The sequence below is a fragment of the Alcaligenes parafaecalis genome (assembly GCF_026344135.1).
Lineage (GTDB): Bacteria > Pseudomonadota > Gammaproteobacteria > Burkholderiales > Burkholderiaceae_B > Alcaligenes > Alcaligenes parafaecalis.
In genome coordinates, this window is sequence record NZ_JAPKNA010000001.1 from 918,296 (window position 1) to 936,741 (window position 18,446).

General features: G+C 55.6%; 16 protein-coding genes and 1 pseudogene. 3 read left to right on the plus strand and 14 right to left on the minus strand.

Going from position 1 to position 18,446, the window contains the following annotated elements:
- The 13 genes and pseudogenes from OSH09_RS04270 to OSH09_RS04335 form a co-directional block, all read right to left on the minus strand.
- Positions 1-438 carry a Zn-ribbon domain-containing OB-fold protein gene (locus OSH09_RS04270; protein WP_266120265.1) on the minus strand — a complete coding sequence of 146 codons (438 nt, stop codon included), beginning with the start codon at positions 436-438 and terminating at the stop codon, positions 1-3.
- Between the two features lie 18 nt (positions 439-456).
- On the minus strand, positions 457-1,284 hold the full coding sequence (locus OSH09_RS04275; RefSeq protein ID WP_266120266.1) for an alpha/beta fold hydrolase: 828 nt from the start codon (positions 1,282-1,284) through the stop codon (positions 457-459).
- Between the two features lie 221 nt (positions 1,285-1,505).
- Positions 1,506-2,075: a nitroreductase family protein gene (locus tag OSH09_RS04280; RefSeq protein WP_207874921.1), complete on the minus strand. Its 570-nt coding sequence runs from the start codon at positions 2,073-2,075 to the stop codon at positions 1,506-1,508.
- A gap of 51 nt (positions 2,076-2,126) precedes the next feature.
- Entirely contained in the window at positions 2,127-2,864 is a 738-nt protein-coding gene (pdxJ, locus tag OSH09_RS04285; RefSeq protein WP_207874922.1) for a pyridoxine 5'-phosphate synthase, read from the minus strand.
- Between the two features lie 55 nt (positions 2,865-2,919).
- Positions 2,920-4,383, minus strand: a complete 1,464-nt coding sequence (locus OSH09_RS04290; RefSeq protein WP_266120267.1) for an efflux transporter outer membrane subunit — start codon at positions 4,381-4,383, stop codon at positions 2,920-2,922.
- Positions 4,383-7,577, minus strand: a complete 3,195-nt coding sequence (locus tag OSH09_RS04295) for an efflux RND transporter permease subunit (protein WP_266120268.1) — start codon at positions 7,575-7,577, stop codon at positions 4,383-4,385. The genes OSH09_RS04290 and OSH09_RS04295 overlap by 1 nt, the downstream gene beginning before the upstream one ends.
- Before the next feature lie 5 nt (positions 7,578-7,582).
- Positions 7,583-8,815, minus strand: a complete 1,233-nt coding sequence (locus OSH09_RS04300; RefSeq protein ID WP_266120269.1) for an efflux RND transporter periplasmic adaptor subunit — start codon at positions 8,813-8,815, stop codon at positions 7,583-7,585.
- Positions 8,816-9,122: 307 nt separating this feature from the next.
- On the minus strand, positions 9,123-9,917 hold the full coding sequence (locus OSH09_RS04305) for an ABC transporter ATP-binding protein (RefSeq protein ID WP_207874926.1): 795 nt from the start codon (positions 9,915-9,917) through the stop codon (positions 9,123-9,125).
- The gene (locus OSH09_RS04310; protein WP_207874927.1) at positions 9,917-10,813 is read right to left on the minus strand and encodes an ABC transporter permease; all 897 of its coding nucleotides are present in this window, start codon (positions 10,811-10,813) and stop codon (positions 9,917-9,919) included. The genes OSH09_RS04305 and OSH09_RS04310 overlap by 1 nt, the downstream gene beginning before the upstream one ends.
- Positions 10,814-10,892: 79 nt before the next feature.
- Complete coding sequence (locus OSH09_RS04315) at positions 10,893-11,861, minus strand: ABC transporter substrate-binding protein (protein ID WP_207874928.1); 969 nt, start codon at positions 11,859-11,861, stop codon at positions 10,893-10,895.
- 96 nt (positions 11,862-11,957) lie between these two features.
- A complete protein-coding gene (locus OSH09_RS04320) occupies positions 11,958-12,719 on the minus strand; it encodes a class I SAM-dependent methyltransferase (RefSeq protein WP_207874929.1) in 762 nt (253 codons plus the stop codon).
- Between the two features lie 252 nt (positions 12,720-12,971).
- Positions 12,972-14,079: pseudogene (locus OSH09_RS18280) on the minus strand (acetyl-CoA C-acyltransferase); the annotation flags it as partial.
- A gap of 252 nt (positions 14,080-14,331) precedes the next feature.
- Positions 14,332-15,513 (minus strand): acetyl-CoA C-acyltransferase family protein, encoded by a 1,182-nt coding sequence (locus OSH09_RS04335; protein WP_222667281.1) that lies wholly within the window; start codon positions 15,511-15,513, stop codon positions 14,332-14,334.
- Positions 15,514-15,706: 193 nt separating this feature from the next.
- Here OSH09_RS04335 and OSH09_RS04340 point away from each other — a divergent pair, with 193 nt between their 5' ends.
- Both OSH09_RS04340 and OSH09_RS04345 read left to right on the plus strand, forming a co-directional pair.
- Complete coding sequence (locus tag OSH09_RS04340) at positions 15,707-16,168, plus strand: universal stress protein (RefSeq protein ID WP_153230271.1); 462 nt, start codon at positions 15,707-15,709, stop codon at positions 16,166-16,168.
- A gap of 62 nt (positions 16,169-16,230) precedes the next feature.
- Positions 16,231-17,016, plus strand: coding sequence for an isocitrate lyase/PEP mutase family protein (locus OSH09_RS04345; RefSeq protein WP_266120272.1), 786 nt, complete (start codon positions 16,231-16,233; stop codon positions 17,014-17,016).
- A gap of 77 nt (positions 17,017-17,093) precedes the next feature.
- On the opposite strand, the gene OSH09_RS04350 is transcribed toward OSH09_RS04345, so the two are convergent.
- Positions 17,094-17,234, minus strand: a complete 141-nt coding sequence (locus OSH09_RS04350) for a hypothetical protein (protein ID WP_207874933.1) — start codon at positions 17,232-17,234, stop codon at positions 17,094-17,096.
- A 286-nt stretch (positions 17,235-17,520) separates the two neighbouring features.
- Here OSH09_RS04350 and OSH09_RS04355 point away from each other — a divergent pair, with 286 nt between their 5' ends.
- A complete protein-coding gene (locus OSH09_RS04355; protein ID WP_266120273.1) occupies positions 17,521-18,414 on the plus strand; it encodes a LysR family transcriptional regulator in 894 nt (297 codons plus the stop codon).
- Positions 18,415-18,446 lie beyond the last annotated feature (32 nt).

The window sequence follows — 18,446 nt, forward strand, 5'->3', positions numbered from 1 at the left end:
TTACTTCTCCGCCGACATAGGAGTTACAAACCAGTCATTGCCATCCGTGGCGGTGCTGACAGGCATATCGCAATACAAGGCACTCACGTCTTCACAACGTACGTGTGCCAAAACACGCACCCCGTTAGGAAAATCCACATATCCCAAGGTGTAAGGCGTGGGGCGCGACGCAGAAACGTAAATGGTGGAAAAACTGTAGAGCTTTCCAAACGGGCCAAAAAACATGTCCTGCATGTCACGGGCACCTGTTTCCATGCAGACTGCACGGACAGGAAAAGCCTGACTGCCGCTGGAACGGCTCTGGCTGCCACGCAATAAGACGGCGCCATCTTCAACAACAAACTGGCTCGCCTGGTCTGAGGCAATATCGCGTATCGGCTGTGCATGTGCACCGAACGCCATGGCCGTCGGCAGCTCAGTAGATTCAGTAACTGGCATGAATTAATCCTTGCAGCATTAATTAACTTGATTCCAAAAATTCTCAATTTGCAGTGCGAAGGCCTCGGGCACTTCAACCGGCGCCGTATGGCCGGACTGCTCAAATACCGTATGTGTGCTGTCTGGAAGCAAGCTGTGCATATGCTCCATATCAGCAGGCTTTTTGGCTCTGTCCAAAGCGCCGCTGATCAACAAATGAGGGGTGGTGTTGCCTGCCAAAAAAGGCTGATAGTCAGGACGGGCAAACACACCATTGACTGAGTCGGCAATACTGGGGGGCAAGTGTGCGAAGTAGTCGCGCCACTGCTCCTGCTGAGCCTGAGTGGCAAGGTCTGTGCTGGCCAGAAAGGCGTCCCCAAACATGGTTTGCATCAAGGCCGACACATAGGGCGCACCGCCATCACGACGCAGTTGCGCTTCCAGTTGATCGAAACGCTCTTTCTGCTGTTCAGCCATTGAGGTGCAGCAAGACAGGACGGCAGAACGAACCTGCTGAGGAGCACACTGCATCAGCTCCTGAGCCACATAACCTCCCATCGAGCTGCCCACTACATGCAGAGAAGAAAGCTGCAGCACCTGAGCGAGGAACGCGTAGTCCTGTGCCAACTGATGCATGGTGGCGGGTTTCTGGCCTGCGGTGCTCAAACCCTGATTACGATGATCCGGGCAAATAATGTGCCATTCGTTTTGCAGCGCCTGGATCACGGGCAGGAACATGCCGCCATTGAAAAACAGGGAGTGCAGCATGAGCACGGATGGACGAGATGCGCTGGGCTGCCCAATTTCTACGTAATGTAGTTCGGCCCCATCGGGAAGCATCAGGTGCTGTGTGCTGACTCGTTTCATCATTTTCCTGTAGATATTCCGTTAATCGGAATGTCATTCTAATGTATGGAATAATGATAAAAGCGGGGCTAGGTTCATGCCTATCAGTACAAACCCTAGGACACAAAAAAAGCCTGAATCCAGAAAGGATTCAGGCTTTTTAAAACATTCCACAGCAATCACCCTCCAGGGTGTGCCAGGTAACCAGCACTATCTCAGAGCCAGTTCATCATCAGCTTGGCTCAGGCAGCTTGCCACTCAGTCAGGAACTGTTGAGGCTCAGGGCGCTGCGCAGGGCCTAATTTATGAATCGGTGTGCCCACCGACACAAAGCCCAGAAACTGGTAATCCAGAGAATCAAAACCTAAGGCTTCAGGGACTTCTTCGCCGTAGGTACCCAGGCCGGTGCTCCAGAAAGCGCCAAAACCCAGTTGATGGGCTGCATGCAGCATATTGCTGACGGCCGCACCCGTTGCCAGAACACGTTCCAGTTCTGGAATTTTTTCTTCGCCATGATCGATGTGGCTGGCCACAGCAATCAGCATGGGCACTTTGGACAACCAGGCGCGAACGCTGGCGGCTTTCTGCTCGGTCAAAGGATTACCAGCACGTTCGTTAGCGGCAATGGCCAGCTCGCCCAATGCCTGCACGTTCTCACCGCGAATCAGGCAAAAGCGCCATGGCTGCAAACGGCCATGATCAGGAGCGCACATGGCGGCGCGCAAAATCAGATCCAGCTCTTGCTCGCTCGGGCCGGGGCCTTGCACCAGCTTGATGGAGCGACGGGACAATAAAGAATCAATGGTACTCATCGTATTTCCAGAATCGGTTAAGAGTGCCCTGCCCTGAAAGGCAGGGCTCAGTCAGGCTTGAGCAGGAGCGCCCGCTTGCACCAGCAGGGCTTTCATATCGCGCACGGCTTTTTCCCAACCGTCAAAAACGGCCTGGGCAACAATAGCGTGGCCAATATTCAGCTCTGCCAAACCCGGCAAGGCGGCAATTGCCTGTACGTTGCCGTAATGCAGGCCATGACCGGCATTCACACGCAAACCTTGCGACACACCCTGGGCGATACCCGCACGGATGCGTTCCAGTTCGCTAGCGGCTTGCTCGGGCGTTTGAGCGTCCGCATAGGTGCCGGTATGCAGTTCAATCACGGTTGCGCCAACTTGGCTGGCCGCCTGAATTTGAGCGGGGTCGGCATCAATGAAAAGCGACACACGAATGCCTGCGTCCTGCAGTTGCTGCACTGCCGCTTTGACCTGATCCAGACGACCGACCACATCCAACCCACCTTCGGTGGTCAGTTCGGCACGGTGTTCGGGAACCAGGCAGACATCGTCCGGTTTGATCCGGCAAGCGATGTTCAGCATTTCGGTGGTGATGGCGCATTCCAGATTCATCCGGGTACGCAGCACGGGGCGCATGGCCTCGACGTCGGCATCCTGAATATGACGCCGGTCTTCACGCAGATGTAAGGTGATCAGGTCCGCTCCGGCTTCTTCTGCTCGCAAAGCGGCCTGAATTGGATCAGGGTATGTGGTCAGACGCTGCTGGCGCAGCGTCGCCACATGATCGATATTGACGCCCAGTTCTAACATTCCCCAAGGACCTCCGTAGTTTCAGGGATGAATGACTAGACGTATTATCGCCTGTTTATTCCGGCGCTGTCCCGGGAGCCTGAGTCTTTGTTTCAGGCTTGACGGTTTCGGCTGTCCAGCCGCCACCCAAAGCCTTGTACAACTCGACGCGGTTCATCAGGGAAGCCAGGCCGGTCTGGATATAGGCTTGACGGGTGCTGTACAGGCTGACTTCAGCCGTTTGCACCTGCAAGAAACTGTCTATACCCACTTCGTAACGTAGCTTGGCCAAACGCAAACCTTCGCTGGCTGCCTGATCGACTTCCTGCAAAGCGTCGATCTGCTGACCATAGGTGGCTTCGCCCGCCAGAGCATCTGCCACTTCACGGAAGGCCACCTGAATGGTCTTTTCGTACTGACTGATCGCAATATCACGACGAGCCTCGGCCAGATCCAGATTGGCCCAGGTGCTGCCGGACAGCAGCGGCATGGTGATTTGCGGCTGGAACTGCCAGTAACGGTTACCCGAACTGAACAGGCCACCCAGCTCAGGGCTCATGAAGCCCAGCAAGCCAGTCAGACTCAAACGTGGGAAGAAAGCCGCCCGCGCCGAACCGATGCTGTAGTTGGAACCGCGCAAAACGTGTTCCGCAGCCAGAATGTCAGGACGACGCTCCAGCAGTTCTGCCGACAAGCCCACAGGCAAGCTAGGCATCAACTGAGCACGGGTAAAAGGCAGACCAGCGGGCAAGTCAGTCGGTATTTCACTGCCCAACAAGACCTGCAAGGCATTCAAGGCACGCTGACGATCACGCTCCACAGCCTGCATATCGGAGCGCACCGTGTTGTATTGCACCTTGGCCTGATTCAGGTCCAGCGCAGATACCGTACCGGCATCAAACGAGGACTGCACCAGACGCAGCGTCTCTTGACGGCTGCGCAAGGTATTGCTCATCAAGGCATGCAGCTCTTCAGCGCTACGTACTTTGAAATACGCTTCGGCTGTGCCCGCCACCAGGGCGATATGCGCGGTGCGCTGGGCCTGTTCAGTCGCAAAGTATTGTTCGCGAGCGGCACGGGCCAGGTCACGGACTCGACCAAAGAAGTCCAGTTCAAAGGCGGTGATACCGACACCGGCCTGGTAAGAGCGGGAGACAGGCGCCGAGCTTGGGCCACCAGGACGCAGGTCAGCCGGTGTGTGGGTGGCCTGCTGGGCCGCCTGCACACCAATGCTGGGCAACTGGTCACTGCGTGCCACACCGTACTGCGCACGAGCTTCCTCGATACGCTGGGTGGCAATACGCAAGTCACGGTTGTTTTCCAAAGCCTGCCCGATCAGGGCATGCAAGCGCGGATCGGTAAAGAATTCGCGCCAGCCCAGATCAGCTGCCTGGGCGGCATCCGCCTGGCCCTGCTGGGCCAGAGGGAATTGCGCAGGCACCGGAGCGTCGGGACGCTCGTACTTCGGTGCCAGTGAGCAAGCCGACAAGGCAAACGCCACAGCCAGCACTACAGGACTACGTAAAAACAGGCTAGACATTAGTGCTGTCCTCCTTGCGAACCGGCGGCTGGTGTACCTTGCTTGGCCAGTTCTTCCTCGTGCATTTTGGCGGCTTCGCCAAACAGACGAGGTTTGGTTTTAAAGAGCTTGAGAATCACGACAAAGAAGGTCGGCACCATCAAGACCGCCAAAGGCGTTGCGGCCAACATACCGCCCAGCACGCCCAGACCCACCGCGTTCTGGCTGGCAGCACCCGCACCAGTAGAGGTAGCCAGAGGCACCACACCCAGCACAAAGGCAAAGGAGGTCATCAAAATAGGACGGAAACGCAGACGGGCAGCTTCCAGAGTGGCGTCGATCAAGGTTGCGCCACGAGCGTAGGCATCCTTGGCAAACTCCACAATCAGAATCGCGTTCTTGGCCGACAGACCGATCACCGTCACGATACCCACCTGGAAGTACACGTCATTAGGCATACCCAGACCGGACACCAGCAAGACCGAACCCAGCATGCCCAGTGGCACGGCCAGCATCACGGACAGCGGGATAGCCCAGCTTTCGTACAAGGCAGCCAGCAACATGAACACCACCAGAATGGCCAGACCCATCAAGATACCCGACTGACCCGCAGCCTGACGTTCCTGGTAGGACAGACCTGTCCAGTCCACGCCAAAGCCGCTAGGCAATTGCTTCATCAGGTTTTCCATCTCGATCATGGCTTCACCCGAGGTGTAGCCAGGAGCCGGACCACCACTGATACGTACGGACTCGTAGCTGTTGTAACGCACGATCTGCACCGGACCTTGTTCCGTGGTCTGGGTCACAAAGGCGGACAGCGGAACCATTTTGCCATCGCTATTGCGAGCGTTCAGTTTGAGTACATCGTCGATGGTCATGCGATATGGCGCATCAGCTTGTACCCAGACACTTTGCACTCGTCCCTGGTTGGTAAATTTACCCACAAAAGACGAACCCAGAGCACCACCAATCAAGGCAGAGGCTTCGTTAAAGTTCACGCCCAGAGCAGCGGCTTTTTCACGGTCAATTTCCAGACGAATCTGTTTACCTGGTCCCAAGCCGGTAATACGCACGCTCTGTGGATCGAACACAGGGCTTGCCTTGGCCAGACCCAACAACTTGTCAGCCGCCGCCATCAACTCATCGTGACCCATACCGCCCCGGTCTTCCAGACGCATATCAATACCCGAGGAGTTACCCAGAGCAGAAATGGCCGGAGGCACAATGGCAATTACCATCGAATCAGGCAAGCCAAACAGCAGTTGACCCATGGCTTTGCCGGAAATGGCCTGAGCCGAGTTTTCCTTGCCTTTGCGCTCGTTGAAATCCTTCAAAGGCACAAACGCAATCCCCGAGTTCAAACCACTACCGTTAAAGCTAAAGCCCTGAATGGCAATGACATTTTCGACCTGAGGCTGCTCTTTAAAGTAGTCCTCGACCTTGGAGATGGTTTCAATCGTACGGTTGGCTGTCGAACCGGCAGGCAGCTCGATGTTGGCAATCACGTAGCCCTGATCTTCTTCGGGCAAGAACGCGGTTGGCATGCGCATGTACAAGAAGCCCAGCACCAGCACCATGATCAGGTAGATGAACATCATCCGGCCACCACGACGCAGCGTCTTGCCAATAAAGCTTTCGTAGCCCTTGGTCGTACGCGTGAAGACGCGGTTAAACCAGCCAAAGAAACCACGCTTGGTTTCGTGATGGCCTTTGGGAATCGGCTTGAGCAACGTCGCGCACAGTGCAGGGGTAAAGGTCAGTGCCAAAAAGCCGGAGAAGGCAATCGACACGGCCATCGCCACCGAGAACTGGCGATAAATCACGCCCACGGAACCGGCCATAAAGGCCAGTGGCAGGAACACGGCCGACAGCACCAGGGTAATACCGACAATCGCGCCACTAATCTGCGGCATGGCTTTCTTGGTGGCTTCTTTAGGTGAAATACCCTCTTCCACCATGATCCGCTCGACGTTCTCCACCACCACGATCGCGTCGTCCACCAAAATACCGATGGCCAGCACCATCGCAAACATAGTGAGCACGTTCACGGACATGCCCAGCACCTGCATCACCGCGAAAGCACCCAAAATAGCCACAGGCACAACCAGAGCGGGAATCAGGGTATAGCGCACATTCTGCAAGAACACGTACATCACGATGAACACCAGCACCATCGCTTCCAGCAAGGTGTAAACCACCTGGGTGATGGACTTGTCCACGTAGGGAGACGTGTCGTAAGGAATGTCGTAGCGGATGTTTTCCGGGAAGAACTCGGCCAACTTCTCCATTTCAGCTTTAATGGCAGCGGCAGTCTCCAGAGCATTCGCTTCAGGCAGCAAGGAAATAGCAAATGCGGCCGTTGGTTTACTGTTCAAACGGGCACCAAACTGGTAGTTGTCCGCCCCCACTTCAACACGCGCCACATCCTTGATACGCACCGTCGAACCATCTGCCTGCGAACGCAGGATGATGTTCTCAAACTCTTTAACGGTTTGCAGTTGACCATTCACCGTAATCGGCGCGGCAACACGCTGGCTATCCTGGTTAGGTGGGCCACCCAAAATACCCGCCGACACCAGCATGTTCTGCTGACGAATCGCGTTGGTCACATCCGCTGGGCTCATCTGGTAACCCACCAGCTTGGCAGGATCCAGCCAGACGCGCATGGCGCGACCCGAGGCAAACAACTGGAAGCGAGCCACACCAGGAACACGAGAAATCGTGTTCTTGATATTGCGCTCGATGTAGTCGGCCAAGGCCGTCTGGTCCAGGCTGCCGTCGGTGGACGACAAAGTCACCACTTGCAGAAAGCCAGTACTGGATTGCTCTACGTGCAGGCCCTGCTCCATCACTGCCGTCGGCAAGGACGCAGTAATGTTGCTGACCCGGTTCTGGACGTCCACCTGAGCCATATCAGGATTGGTGCCAGGACGGAAGGTGGCCGTAATTTCGGTCGAGCCGTAAGAGTCACTGACGGACTCGTAATACAGCAGGCCCTTGGCACCGTTCAACTGATCTTCGATCACACTGGCGACCGTACTGGCAACGTCTTCCGCCGTTGCACCCGGGTAAGTCGCCCGAATGGAGACCGAAGGAGGTGCCACATCGGGATACTGCGCTACCGGCATATTGGGCAAAGCCAATAAGCCAAATAGCGTGATCGCCAAGGCAACGACCCATGCAAAAATGGGTCTTTCAATAAAAAACTGAGGCATGTCGCTTACTCGCTAGACTTGGCTTCGGTTGGCTCAGCAGCGGCGGGTTCCTGTGCGGGGGCCGCAGCAGCATCAGCACCGGCTGGCTTGTTGCCCTTCCAAGGAATCGTCTGAACAGGAGCGCCGGGACGAATCTTCTGGAAGCCTTCTACAATAATCTGGTCACCGGCTTGCACGCCTTTATTGACCACATATTGACCATGGCTTTCAGGGCCCAGCACAACGGGAACGGATTGCGCTTTGTCCTCACGCACCACATACAGATTGGACGCACCGTCCGAGGTGTATTGAACGGCTTGTGCAGGCACCAGCAAGGCATCCGGGATCACCCCTTGCTCCAGACGCAGGCGAACATACATGCCGGGCAAGAGAATTTCGTCGGGGTTCGGGAACACGGCGCGCAAGGTCACTTGCGAGGTAGACGGATCCACGCTGACACCGCTAAACAGCAAGACACCATCCTGATCGTAGGTAGAACCGTCTTCCAGCACGGCGGCCGCTTTGGCCTGGCCTTCACCGGCGGAGGTCAAGCTGCCGTCGGCCATGGCACGACGCAATTGAGTCAGTTCAGCGGTAGAACGCGTCACGTCCACATAAACCCGATCCAGTTGCTGCACGGTCGCCATGTGCGTGGCATTCGTGGCCGACACCAAGGCACCTTCAGTCACCAGTGACTTGCCGATACGGCCAGCAACGGGCGAGACAATCTTGGTGTAACCCAAATCAATATTGGCACTTTCCAGAGCGGCTTGTGCAGCCGCAATCGACGCATCGGCTTGCATGGCGCGCGCTTTGGCGTTGTCATAATCCTGACGTGAAACCGCGTTTTCCTTGATCAGACGCTCGTAACGTTGAGCCAGCTGTTTAGCGCTTTGCGCATCCGCCTGGGCGTTTTTCAACTTAGCAGCGGCCTGATTGCGAACCGCACGGTAAGGAGCCGGGTCAATCGTAAACAAGAGCTGGTCCTGTTTAATTTCAGCACCCTGCTCAAAGTTGATTTCTTCCACTATCCCGGAAACACGGGCGCGGATTTGCGCATCTTTGATGGCTTCGACTCGTCCAGGCAGCTCGGAGAACAACTCGGTAGAGGTCGGTTGGACGGTAATCACACTGACCGGGACCTTCATCCCGCCGGCCGGAGCTTGAGGCTCTTTATTGCCGCAAGCGGCGAGCAGAACCAAGGAAGAGAAGGCAGCGATACGAAACGGCTGCCGACCCAGCAAGCTTTTAAATGACATGAAGAACTCCTGAGCTAAGCGTTGCATGGGAGTTTAACGCTTAAACTGACTGGATTGTATGGTTTGGACAAGCAGCAAGTATATGTCGAAAAAGCTCAAATAAAACAGCAAAATTTGCGATGAGACTCATTTCGGTCTTGCTATCATTTGGCGACTACGATTAGCCAGCTACCCCCCTGCACCTGCCCCGTCGTCTGCCTGCCTCAAAAGAACACGTATTATCATATACCTAGGGTTTTTTGAATATAAAAAAACCGCGTTTAAACCCTAGAGTTCACGCGGTTTTCCAGATCCGGAATAGTGCTTTCTAACCGAGCAACAAACTATCGTCGGCCAGCGTTTCACCCCGCACCCGCTCGAACATCTCCAGCAAATCACGTACATCCAGGCCTTGGCGCTGCTCACCACTGACGTCCAGCACCACCTTGCCCTGGTGCAGCATGACCGTACGATCACCCACATCCAGCGCCTGGCGCATGCTGTGCGTCACCATCATGGTGGTCAGGCCACCTTCACGCACAATACGGTTAGTTAGTTGCAAGACAAAGTCAGCGGTACGCGGATCCAACGCCGCCGTATGTTCGTCCAGCAGCAAAATCTTGGAAGGACGCAAGGCAGCCATCAACAAGCTGACGGCTTGACGCTGACCACCCGATAACAAACCGATACGGTCTGTCAGACGGTTTTCCAGGCCCAGACCCAAGGTTTCCAGACGCTCGGCAAATTCCGCACGCATGGAATGACGCACGGCACGGCTCAGACCCCGACGACTGCCCCGGCACGTTGCCAAAGCCATGTTCTCTTCAATAGTCAGGTCTTCACAGGTGCCGGCCATCGGGTCCTGAAACACACGGGCAACCCAATTGGCACGCTCCCACACCGGGCGACGGGTAACGTCCACATTGTCGATCATGATGTGGCCGTCATCGACGGACTGGTCACCGGAGATCGCATTCAGAAAGGTGGACTTGCCCGCGCCGTTGGAACCGATCACGGTCACGAACTGCCCTTCTGGAATCGTCAGGGACAAACCACGCAAGGCGCGGGTTTCAATAGGCGTACCTGGATTAAAAGTCAGGGACAGGTTTTTTGCTTCTAACATTACTGGGCCCCCTTCTGTTTACGAGCACGCTTTTTCTTGAGCAGAGGAATCACCAGCGCTACTGTCACCAGCAAAGCGGTTACCAGATTCAAGTCCTGAGCTTTCAGGCCGATCACATCGGCATTCAGAGCCAAGGCAATAAAGAAGCGGTACAGAATCGCACCCAGCACCACAGCCAAGGTGGCGTAGAACAGTTTGCGTGCGGGCAAAATGCTTTCACCCACAATCACAGCGGCCAGACCAATCACGATCGTACCGATACCCATAGAGATATCTGCACCACCTTGCGATTGAGCGAACAAGGCACCGGCCAAGGCGACCAGGGCATTGGAAATAGCCATACCCAGCAAGAGCATATTGCCGGTAGCCACACCTTGAGCACGCGCCATGCGTGCATTGGCGCCAGTGGCACGCATCGCCAAGCCCGTTTGGGTGCCAAAGAACCAGTCCAGCGCCAGCTTGGCGGCCAGAACCAGAGCAATCAGCAACAAGGGACGCGCAATATAGTCAGCAATGGACTCAGGCTGCAGAATCGTGAATACCGTGGGTTCCATGATCAAGGGCACATTGGGGCGACCCATAATGCGCAAGTTGATGGAATACAAGGCGATCATCATCAGGATACTGGCCAGCAGATCCATGATCTTCAGACGTACATTCAGCCAGCCCGTAATCGTGCCAGCAATCGCACCGGCAAAGGTGGCAACGACGGTAGCCAGAAAGGGATCGTTACCTTGGCTGATCAGGATGGCGGCAACGGCCCCACCCAAAGGAAAACTGCCATCGACCGTCAGGTCAGGAAATCGCAGGATGCGAAAAGAAATCAGAACACCCAGAGCAACCAGTCCGAAAATCAGACCAATCTCCAGGGCCCCCCACATTGAATAAATAGACATATTGTTGGACGTCTAGGATACAAAAGAAACAGGCGGGCAGCTTGTGGCAACCCACCTGCAAGAAGCAGTCAGATCAGGCTTATTCGACGATTTTTGTAGCGGACTTCACGAAGTCCTCGTTAAGCGAAACGCCTTGGCGCTTGGCAGCGCCCGGATTGACATACAGTTCCAGATTGCTGCTGGTCTCAGAAGCCATATCACCAGGTTTTTCACCCTTCAGAATACGGATGACCTGTTGACCGGTTTGCAGACCCAGGTTGTAGTAGTTCACACCCAAAGCAGCGATGGCACCACGGGCCACACTATCGGTGTCCGAAGCGATCAAAGGCACTTTGGCATCGTTACCGACCTTGACCAGGGATTCGTAAGCCGACACCACGTTGTTATCCGTATTGGTGTAGATCACGTCCACCTTGCCCACCAGACTACGAGCGGCAGCGCCCACGTCCACGGTACGTGGCGCAGTGGCCTCGACCAAGGTCATGCCGTGCTTGGGCAGCAATTCCTTCATTTCCTTGACGACCACGGCGGAGTTGGCCTCGCCAGGGTTGTAGACCATGCCCACGCGCTTGGCGTCAGGCACGACCTTCTTGATCAGATCCACTTGGGCTTCCAATGCCAGGGCGTCAGAAACACCGGTCACGTTGGTACCCGATGCGGCCATGCTGGGCACCAGATGCGCCACAACAGGATCGGTCACGGCCGAATACACCACGGGAATCGTCTTGGTTGCCGACACAACCGCCTGAGCAGACGGTGTGGAAATGGCCACAATCACGTCAGCCTTGTCGCCCACGAATTTGCGAGCAATCTGTGCAGCAATGGCAGGGTTGCCTTGCGCGGTCTGAAACTGCCATTTGAAGCCCGAGGCTTCGTTGTAACCGGCATCAGTCAGTGCTTTGTGTACCCCATCCTTAATGGCGTCCAAGGCCGGATGTTCCACAATCGACGATACCGATACAGATTGCGCCTGAACCGCAGCGCTCGACATCAATCCCACACACGCCAAAGCGGCCGCCACCTGATGCACCGATCTGATCAGTTTCATCCAATACTCCTTAGATGCAAAAACAATAATTTTAGGCGTTAAGTCTAACGCGAACAGCAAGACTTTGCCCCTTGAGGTAATCCCTGCCCCGACTCGCTATTGGTCCTGCATCTGCCGACGGAAAGACAGCAATTCCCGAGCCCAACGTGTCGCTGGCAAACCGTAATCGGCCTGCACCTGTTCGGCACGGTTCAGCAGCTCTCCTGCCGTCATCTCCAGCGTACTGCCCTTAAAGGCCAGCACAACCTGGTTGCCCTCATCCATCTCGGGCAACAGCAGAACCTTGCCATTGAAGGCTTCACGAATATTGTCGATATTGTGTTTGAAGCTGGGATGCGCACCAAAAAGATTGACGGTCATAATGCCCTCGTCGTCCAGAATGGCACGGCAATCCTGATAAAACTCCAGACTGTCGCGCACCGGACCTTCGGCATGAGCGTCATATAAATCCACCATCAAGGCGCGATATTGGCCGTGCTGATCGCTGTCTTGCACCCAGACCCCGGCGTCAGCCTGGTCAATCAGGGAGCGCGGGCTACGTGGCAAACGGAAAAAAGCATGGCACATTCCGATGACCGACGGGTTCCATTCCACCGTCTGAACCTGGCTGTCGGTCTGCTTCAGACAGAAGCGCAACAAGGAGCCCGCCCCCAGGCCCAGAATAGCCAGCTTGTGTTCGGGTTTGGGGTCTTCCATAAATAGCAGCCAGGCCATCATCTGTTGTGTGTAGGCCAAGACCAATTCAGCGGGCTTGCGAATACGCATGGCACCTTGAATCCACTCCGTTCCAAAATGCAGATAACGGATCCCTTCGCTTTCCGACAATGTGGGACTATCGTCCCCCTGCTCACCAGCCATGAAACTCTTCCTTGCAAATCAGTCAGGCGACCCGGCTCAAACAGGTGCCACGCGGCCCCCGACACAATCCTGCACCTGGATCTAAGCTGACGACAGAGAAAACAACGCCAGAAGGCGGCATTGCGCCACTTCCGGCGTTTTTTAGCAAGGCGCCATCATAACAGTGATCACTAGATGGGGAACGGCTCACTGACGTTCGATAATCATGGCCACTCCCTCGCTACCGCCATGACACATGGTTACCAGGGCTTACCGCCCCTGGATGCGCTGCAACTCATGCAAAGCCTTGACCACCAGTGCCGCTCCTGTCGCCCCCAAAGGGTGCCCCATACTGATACTGCCGCCATTCGGATTGACACGCTCCGGATCAAAATCCAGTTCTTTGGCAACGGCGCAAACCTGTGCCGCAAACGCCTCATTGGATTCAATCACGTCGATATCGCTGACCGTCAATCCCGCTCGCTTGAGCGCCAAGCGAGTCGCTGGCACCGGCCCCATTCCCGCAAATTGTGGATCCACGCCCGCATGCGCCCATGAGCGCAACTTGCCCATGGGCTTCAAGCCTTTACGGCGCGCCTGCCCCTCTTCCATCATCAGCACCACCGCCGCCGCATCGGCCAAGCCCAAAATATTACCGGCAGTCACCGTTCCCCCGTCGCTCTGGAAAATAGGCTTCAAGGCGGCAAGCTGCTCCAGACTGCCATCATGCCGAACATGCTCATCCTGCTTGAAGGCGATCCCGTCGTGGGTCACCATCGGGACGATCTGCTCTGTGAAGTATCCATTTTCAATGGCATGAAATGCTCTACGGTGCGACTCCAGGGCCAACTGATCCTGCTCACAACGAGACACACCATACTTTCTGGCGACATTCTCTCCCGTCACCCCCACAGGTTCCCGAGTTAAAGGGCTGATGAAAATTTCCGACAAGACATCGACCAAGGCCACATTGCCCATGCGGCTCCCCCCAGCGCTGGCTTGTCGCCATGTACGGAATTCGACTGGTGCTTTCCACACCGCCCGCCAAGGCTACCCCGGCCTCACCCAATACAATCGCTTGCGCTGCCGAAATAATGGCCTGCAAACCTGATGCACATAAACGGTTCACGCTCATGGCAACTGCCTCTTGAGCGACTCCCGCTTTCATGGAGGCTGCCCGCGGCAAATAGATATCCTGGGGCTCGGTCAGCACCACCTGCCCCATCACCACCTGTTCCACCTCCGAGGCGGATACTCCGCTTCTGCCCAACACTTCCTGCATGACCGCAGCCCCCATCTCAACGGGAGGAACACTCCGTAAGGCGCCGCCGAAATTACCGAAAGCGGTTCGACACGCCTGAACCAGGACGACTTCTTGCATACGAATCTCCTTTTATTCTGACGAGAGAAAACAAGGGCTTCATGCTCAGCCACAAAAGCCCCGCATTACTTTTAAAACAATTCGATGCAACTGGCCGAGTGCTTAGGGGCCGCTACAAAAACAAATCATCAAGTCGGCGTTTTTATAAGACTTACTTGTATATGCCGCAAAAAAAGCCGGAAAGTGGTTTGAAACCACTTTCCGGCTTGCTTGCTCTCTAAACCAGGCTTGGAGAGGGACTATCCGCAAAGCTTAGGGGCGCTCGAAAATCGCCGCAATGCCCTGCCCGCCACCAATACACATGGTGACCAGCGCGTAACGACCTTGAACGCGTTGCAGCTCGTGCAAGGCCTTCACGGTAATCGCCGCCCCGGTGGCTCCGATCGGGTGACCCAGGCTGATACCGCTACCGTTGGGATTCACACGGGCAGGATCCAGACCCAATTCACGCACTACCGCACACGCTTGAGCGGCGAAAGCTTCGTTGGACTCAATCACATCCAGATCCGACACACTCAAACCGGCACGCTCCAACGCAAAACGCGTTGCGGGCACAGGGCCAATTCCCATGATGCTGGGGTCCACACCTGCATGGCCCCAGGACACCAGCTTGGCCAAGGGTTTCAAACCACGCTGGCGAGCCTCTTCGGCACACATCAGCAGCACGGCGGCAGCACCATCATTCAGGCCAGACGCATTACCGGCAGTCACGCTGCCACCCTCGGGCAAGAACACAGGCTTGAGGCCCGTGAAGTTGTCCATGGTCGCATCCATACGGACGTGCTCATCCTGATCAAACACAATCTCGCCCTTACGGCTTTTCTGGATGATAGGAACGATCTGTTCTTTAAAGTAGCCTTGCTCGATCGCACGACGCGCACGTTGGTGCGATTCCAGTGCCAGCTCGTCCTGGTCGGCACGGGTGACGCCATACTGGCGGGCCACGTTTTCAGCCGTAATACCCATATGAACGCGATCAAACGGGTCTGTCAGTGCGCCGGTCATCATGTCCATCATGACCGAATCCCCCATGCGGGCGCCCCAGCGATGGGCGCTGGACATATACGGAGCCCGGCTCATGCTTTCTGCGCCACCGGCCAAAGCAACTTTGGCATCACCCAGCAGGATTCCCTGTGCCGCCGACACAATGGCTTGCAGACCGGAACCACACAAACGGTTGACGTTCATGGCCGGAGTGCCGTGTCCCACGCCTGCCTGTACCGAGGCCACACGCGACAAGTACATATCACGCGGTTCGGTCTGGATGACCTGCCCCATCACCACATGCTGAACGTCTGCTGCCGACACGCCACTTCTGTCCAGTACTGCGCGCAATACCGTGGCTCCCATCTCGATTGGCGACACATTCTTCAGACCACCACCAAAATCACCAATCGCGGTACGGCATGCCTGGACTACAACCACTTCTTTCATATGAATCTCCCTCAATCCCAGTGGGATATGATGACCTGCATAAAAAAGCCAAGCTGACAAAAACGTCCACTCGAATATACACGGCTGCCATGGAAAACCATAAAGCAGACACAAAGACCGTAATTCGCAGTATGGTTTGATACCTTACCCACAAGACACGTTCTTGATAACCCTTTTTATAGGATTCCCCCTCATGTACGAGCGTATCCTGGTATGCACCGACGGCTCAGAACTGTCCGCCCACGCTGTCACCCATGCCCTGAATCTGGCCAAGACCAGCGGCGCCAAATTGCTGGCCCTGCGCGTCATTCCGCGCTATCGCCAAAGCTACCTGGAGGGCGGCCCCATTATTGATCAGAAGCTCGATAGCCGTATCGAAGCCTCCTGGGTAGAGCACGCGCAATCCGAACTGGCTGCCGTCAAGCAAGCCGGGAAAGATATTGGCGTCTCGGTGAAAGGTCTGGTGGTGAAATCCGAACTGGTGGCCGATGCCATTATTTCCACCGCTGAAAAACAAAACGCCGACTTGATCGTGATGTCCTCGCACGGCCGCAAAGGCTACAAGCGCCTGCTATTGGGCAGCGAAACACAACATGTGCTGACCTATTCGGAAATTCCGGTATTGGTTATTCGCAAGAAAGCCAAGAAAAAATAAAAATATCGCCAGGCATCAAAACGCAAACTTCGGTTTGCGTTTTTCGTTCTCAGGAGCCCGCCATGAGCATTAGCACACAGGAAAAACGCCGCCGCTTTCGCGCCTTGCATGAAAGTGGCCTACTGATTTTGCCCAATCCCTGGGACATAGGCGGAGCCAAACGCCTGGAACGTCTGGGTGCACGGGCCATTGCCAGCAGCAGTGCGGCCTTTGCCTGGTCAAACGGTCTGGAAGATTTTGAAGTGGGCCGAGATGCTCTGCTCGCCCATTTGCAGGAGATAGCGGCCAGCACAGACTTGCCGCTTAATGCCGACTTTGAAAATGGTTTTGCCGATGAGCCGGATCAAGTCGCCGCGAATGTGACCCTGGCGATTCAAACCGGTATTGCCGGTTTATCCATTGAAGATCGCTACGGTGACGAGCTTTATGATCTGGACTTGTCCGTAGCCCGCCTGCAGGCAGCCAAGCAAGCCATTGACGCCAGCGGTGAGGATGTCCTGCTGATAGGACGTTGTGAAGGTCTGTTGATCGGCCTGCTGGATCTGGCTCAAACCATTACCAGATTGCAAGCCTATGCCCAGGCGGGAGCAGATGTGGTCTACGCGCCCGGTTTGCGCGAACTGGACGATATTGCCCAAGTGGTACAGGCGCTGGCCCCTACCCCGGTCAACGTGCTGCTGATTCACCCCGGGCTCAAGGTCCCCGATCTGGCCGCTATTGGCGTGCGTCGTGTCAGCACCGGTTCACAACTGGCCCTGGCGACCTGGAACCGTTTTGAACAAGCCAGTTTGCAACTTCTGGAACAAGGGCATTTACCCCCTACCCAGCCGCATCGCCGCTGGTCCTGACTCACAGACACAAAACAAGCAGGCATAAAAAAAGCGCAAGCCTCACAGCTTGCGCTTTTTAACCCTTCAGTCAGAACTTAGCTGTCCTGAGCCTGGTCGCTGGACGCGTCCACCTTGGCTTCCTGATCGGTTTCTACGGCAGCTTTCTTAGGAGCAACCCAATTCAGGGGCTCAACCTCAAAGGCTTGTTTACGACGTACTGGTTTCGATTTGCTCACGAATAACTCCTGCTCAATATCGACAGGGGGCGCTGCCCTTAGCGCCCCGATTTCTTTATTATATCAATGATTAGACCACAAATCAATTTTGCTTATGATATGAGCTCATTATGAAAGCAAATTAGGCGACGTTAGAACAAAATAAAGACAAATTGAAACAGCGTTTTCTCATAGACAATTCAGACCCAAACAAGGGCCCTGACTACGTCGCGATTCATACCGCTACAAGGCAAGCGTAAAAACTCAGTTTTCACACATTTGCGTACAACAATAAAGAGACAATGGCATGCACGATTTCCGCCCCACCGACAACCTGGATCGCTCCTTGCGCTGCTTTTTACGCATCGCTCAATTGGGCTCGGTCAGCAGAGCCGCCGATGATTTGGGACAAAGCCAATCCAGCCTGAGCAAACAATTAAGTTCGCTGGAGCAAAGCCTGGGCCAGACTCTGTTTACCCGCACTGGGCGCGGAGTCAGCCTGAATGATGCGGGTGAGCTGCTGCGCCAAGCCATCGAGCCCGCCTATAGCCGCATTGACAGTGCCATTCATGCTGTACGCCAGGATCACGGCGTCAATTCAGGCACAGTGCGGCTGGCCACCGTACATACCTTGAGCTACTACTTCATGTCCGATGTGGCTGCCGCTTTCATGAGTTCCCACCCAGGCGTGAATTTATCCTTGTTGGGACGCAGTTCGCCCGAGGTCGTGGCTTTGGTGGAAAGCGGCAAGGCCGATGTGGGTTTTGTGTACGACTCGGCGGTGGACTGTGGAGGCTTGATCTCACACACTTTGTTTGACGATCAAATGTGCCGCATCTCCGCCCGGCAGGAGCCTTTTCCCAATGCAGACTTAAGCCACCAGGCCTTGCGCCTGATCGGCTTTCCGCCCCATTACGCCCTGCGCCGCATGATTCACAGCAGCGGCCTGCATCCCGAATTTGTGGCAGAAGTTGAAACCATAGATGCCATGTTGCGGCTGGTGTCCTCAGGATTGGGAGACTGTATCTTGCCCAGCCGCATTCCCGACAGCCTGTTGCACGAGCACAATCTGCATAAATACCCCATTGAGCAGCCCATTCTGCAACGCCGCGTCGTCGCAATCTTGCGGGCAGACCGTGATCCGCAAGCCCTGACCTCCAGGCTACTGGAATGTGCTTTACGCACGGCTCAAAACCTGTAGGCTGCCCTGCTCAAGCGCCGAAGCCCTGCCCC